This window comes from Brenneria alni (genome assembly GCF_003666245.1).
GTDB lineage: Bacteria > Pseudomonadota > Gammaproteobacteria > Enterobacterales > Enterobacteriaceae > Brenneria > Brenneria alni.
Window position 1 is genome coordinate 1 of sequence record NZ_MJLZ01000079.1, and the last position, 4,325, is coordinate 4,325.

The following is a 4,325-nucleotide window of genomic DNA, read 5'->3' on the forward strand; positions in this document are numbered from 1 at the left end:
ACCCCGGCTGGCGGCCTTCCACCAGTGGCTGGTGTTGCAACAGCCGCAGGCCGCGCCCAACTCCGCACTGCGTAAAGCGCTGGACTACACGCTGAAACGCTGGCCGGCCTTACTGCGTTATCTGAATGACGGGCGGGTCCCCATAGATAATAACCGCACGGAAAACTGCATCCGTCCGGTAGCCGTGGGCCGCAAGAACTGGCTTTTTGCCGGATCGTTGCGCGCCGGGCAACGGATGGCGTCTATCCTGAGTCTGCTGGAAACCGCGAAACTCAACGGCCACGACCCGTATATCTGGCTGCGTGACGTATTAACGCGCTTGCCTATCTGGCCCAACAACCGGATCAGCGAGCTGTTGCCTTACGCCGAAAATAGCTTTAGCTGATACCGACCAGTCTATAATGTTACTTCAGTCGCGCAATGTGAGTTCGCCGGACGCTTACTCACAATTTGATAAAAGTCAAAAAGTGAATTACTAAATATCATAATGCTATAAAAATTATGCGTTAAGAATCATTAAATACATTTGTCCAATTGCAAAAATACATTAACAAGTTTAATGTTTATAGGAAAATACTTTCTGGAGAAGAATATTATGGGAAGCTCAGGTTCCGGTAGTTTTACTGACTATTCAAATGCAGAAAAAAAAGTAACTGATGGAGGAGAGGTTTCTGGAGGGGATAGTGGGCTCGATAGGTGTGAAACAGCATTTTCAGCAGGATTAGAAGATGTTGCTCTTTACTCATATTACCAGAAATATAATAACGTTCCACCAATTAATTCAAAGGTTGAAATTGTTTTCACAAAAAGGTTAACAGCTATAGATATTGGTACTCGTTTAGAATTAGGAGCACTTCCCACAAAATATAATTATCTATTAGCATGCATGCATTCTGGATTTCATTATATTGGCATAGTAAGTCACGTAACTAACTCTATTTCCCCTCAGGTCGTAGTTGACATAGTGACAAAATAGATGAAAAAACCAATTTTATTAATAGGTGAGGTTTATATTGATTTCACCATCAATACAAACCATAAAGAACCTAAAATGAGGTTAGGTGGTATAACCCATGCGGCAAGGGGACTCTGGGCATCAAACATACCTTATGCCGTCGCGGCCATATGCCCTTCCTACATTATTGATCTTCTAAAAGACTACTTATTAAAACATAATTGCAGTGACTTTCATTTAATTGGAGAAATAAAGAATTCTCCAAACTTAATATTAATATCAGATGTAAAGGAAGTTGGTCATCAAGGCTATGAAGATATTCTTAGAGAAGAAAAAAAGATAAATATATTAGATATATCGAGTGATCTAAAAAATTATGAACGTGCCATCATTTTCCCGGGTAAGTATGCACTGCATGATATATTAAATATATTACCACAAAAAACAACTATTAGTGTTGATATTGCATACGGAGTTAAAAGCTTCGATGAGTTATCTAACATAAAACAGCATATAGATTTAATATCAATATCTACTTCATCTGATCTTTTCAGAGAAATTATATTGAATGGAATTCAAAGATTATTATCGGAAGTAAGTAAATTAAAAGCTGACTTTTTTTTATTGAAAGAGAACCGAGGAGGTAGTCACGTATATAATCTCAGAACCTCAGCTATGGAAGAGATACCTGCATATCTTTATAAAACGATAAATTCTGTAGGAGTTGGTGACGTTTACACTTCTGTAATGGCTGCCAAATCATTAGAATTGAATATAGACTCCGCATGGAGAGGGTTACAAGCAGCGACTTGTTACGCGCAAACTACTTTCCCAGATGATTTAAAAAGAAACCTTGAAAGAGACTACAATATTCCTATTGAATCTTTAAAGATTATGAAGGGAACTAGTTTACCTTGGCTCACAAGAAAAGATTACAAGATATATTTAGCAGCTCCTGATTTTAGCTATATAGAGAAAAAAGAAATTGAAGAGGCTATATCTTCTCTCGAATATCATAACTTTAATGTAAAAAGGCCTATAATTGAAAATGGTGAAATAGAAAGACCAGCAGAGAACCATATTCTCAAGGATATGTATCAAAAAGACATAAAATTACTAAACGACTGTGATATTGTATTGGCTATTCCTTTAGAAAGAGATCCAGGTACATTAGTTGAAATTGGTCATGCTCTTTCCTCCGGAATACCTGTAGTCACTTATGACCCACGTAAAGAGAATGATAACACCATGATCATGGGAGGATGCGATGCGTATACAGACTGTTTAGATATCGCTCTTAATCACATATTCATGATCTTGTCAAAAATCAGAAAAGGTGAAAAAAATTGAAGAAAGTCATAGTTCTTTCATCTGGAGGTTTAGATTCAACGACAGTAATATATGATTTAATCTCGAATAAATATAAAGTTAAACCTATATTCTTTGATTATGGACAGCATTGTGTAAAAACAGAATGGGAACGACTAAACGATGTGTTACCAAAGCAGTCTGATGAACCAGAATACATCAACATATCAGATTTATTCCGGGGTTCTAAATCACGTTTAATAACAGAAGCTAATCTGTGGAAAGACGATATTAAAGATGATGATCTATATGTACCATATAGAACACTCTTATTTCTCTCAGCTGCCTCGGCACGAGCTCAAACGTTGAACATTACAGAGGTTTTTGCTGGGTTTATAAATAGTAATCATGCAAAAGAGATTGATTGTTCATGTGAATTTTTAAACAGCATTGATAATTTAACTGAAAATATAGGCCCCGTACGAATTAAATTGCCATTTCGCCACATGTCAAAATCAGACGTAGCAAGGAAAGCTATTGAACTCGAAGTTCCGATAGGTAAAACCTTTTCTTGTCAAGCCATGAGTAAATTTCCTTGCGGTGCTTGCCCTAACTGTGTAGAAAGACTCGCTGCTTTACGTGAAACTGGTTTACTAACATGAACTACTCAATCCCCAAGCATGATCCATTTGATTTGTTGATTTTTGCAAGAAAGATAGCAAACCAAGCACACTCAGAAGGTATAGTAACCCTTAATAAAACTATGATGCGAGCTTGCCAATCGCATATGGGGGCAATAGTAGCTGATTCTGTGCTTCAAGCCGGTGTAAATTATCGCGCGGTAGTATTACCCAGAATTAATAACATTTTAACTAACTTTTCAGAATTCGATACACTTTCTAAATTACTTTCAATAATTGATGAAAGCATGATAGGTCTATTTTTACAATGGAAGCATGAAACTAAAATAGAACGTTTCAAGAGTGTTGTTTTATTTCTAAAAGACGAATGTATAGAGTCGCAAATAGACTTGCGGGAATGTTTATTAACTGAAAAATTCAGAAATAATTTTCAAAAAATTAATGGGGTTGGCCCGAAAACTATTGACTACATGTCTTGCCTTATTGGATTAAATTCTATAGCTGTTGACAGGCATATACGTTCTTTCGCTGTTCGAGCTGGTGTTAAAACTAAAGATTATGATTTTTTAAAAAATGTTTTCTGCTATGCAGCAGACCTACTTAAAATCTCGCGTCGCGATTTTGATAGTTGGGTATGGCAACAAGAATCAGAAAGATTTAGTGCTCAGTTACCACTCGCTATCTGAATTAAAAATCATATTTTCTTATAAATGATCCGAAAAAATTTTCCAAATGAGCAGAACATCATACCATAAATCGCAATCATCATGATAAGGACATTACGAGATATAATCAACAAAGTAATTTTGAGATCTTAGTGACATCTTCATCCGAGCCAGAAATGATCTCCTTATCAAAATCTTTATAGACCTCTATAAAATACTTTAAAGCTAGGTTTTGAAGTTTATCCAACTCAAGAAGATTTAAACGACTTCGCTCTTTGATATCTTTAGACTTGTTTTCGATTATAATATTCGGATCCTTTTTTATAAAAAAAACTTTATCTAAACCTAATCCCTGCAAAATATCCTTACTAATATGATGCGGACCTTCTTTGGTTTCTATGATATTGTGTAGTTCTAAAACAATGTTATTATTTATTCTACTGCTTGATAGATTTTTTATAGAGAAAGCAAGTTTACTTTGATTGTCGATCACTACATCACCCAATAAATCCTTATAATTAATCTTTCCATCTAATTCTTGGATCAACTCCGAAGCGCTAAATCTTAATATATTTGGACATTCTTTCTTTAACCTTTTTGTGAAGGTAGTTTTACCCACACCGGAAATCCCGAAAAAACCTATAATCATTTTTTAAACCCTCTAGATTCAATAATGTCCCAAGTATTATCCTGTAAATAACAAAACGATTGGGGGGGAGTTACTCCAATATTTCTCATAAAATTTATATCCAATGG

General features: G+C 35.7%; 6 protein-coding genes. 5 read left to right on the plus strand and 1 reads right to left on the minus strand.

From position 1 onward, the window contains the following. From BIY29_RS19410 to BIY29_RS19425, 5 genes are all read left to right on the plus strand, one after another. A partial coding sequence (locus BIY29_RS19410; protein ID WP_147437150.1) for an IS66 family transposase occupies positions 1 to 385 on the plus strand: 385 nt, incomplete at its 5' end. A gap of 210 nt (positions 386 to 595) precedes the next feature. Then, positions 596 to 976 (plus strand): hypothetical protein, encoded by a 381-nt coding sequence (locus BIY29_RS20100; protein ID WP_147437186.1) that lies wholly within the window; start codon positions 596 to 598, stop codon positions 974 to 976. Further along, a complete protein-coding gene (locus BIY29_RS19415; protein WP_121576656.1) occupies positions 977 to 2,305 on the plus strand; it encodes a nucleoside 2-deoxyribosyltransferase in 1,329 nt (442 codons plus the stop codon). It abuts the gene before it with no gap. Next, entirely contained in the window at positions 2,302 to 2,925 is a 624-nt protein-coding gene (locus BIY29_RS19420) for a 7-cyano-7-deazaguanine synthase (protein ID WP_121576657.1), read from the plus strand. Before BIY29_RS19415 ends, BIY29_RS19420 begins: the two co-directional genes overlap by 4 nt. Further along, a complete protein-coding gene (locus BIY29_RS19425) occupies positions 2,922 to 3,590 on the plus strand; it encodes an HhH-GDP family DNA glycosylase (protein ID WP_121576658.1) in 669 nt (222 codons plus the stop codon). Before BIY29_RS19420 ends, BIY29_RS19425 begins: the two co-directional genes overlap by 4 nt. 106 nt (positions 3,591 to 3,696) lie before the next feature. Here BIY29_RS19425 and BIY29_RS19430 read toward each other — a convergent pair whose 3' ends face one another. After that, a complete protein-coding gene (locus tag BIY29_RS19430) occupies positions 3,697 to 4,218 on the minus strand; it encodes an AAA family ATPase (RefSeq protein ID WP_121576659.1) in 522 nt (173 codons plus the stop codon). Positions 4,219 to 4,325: the final 107 nt, after the last annotated feature.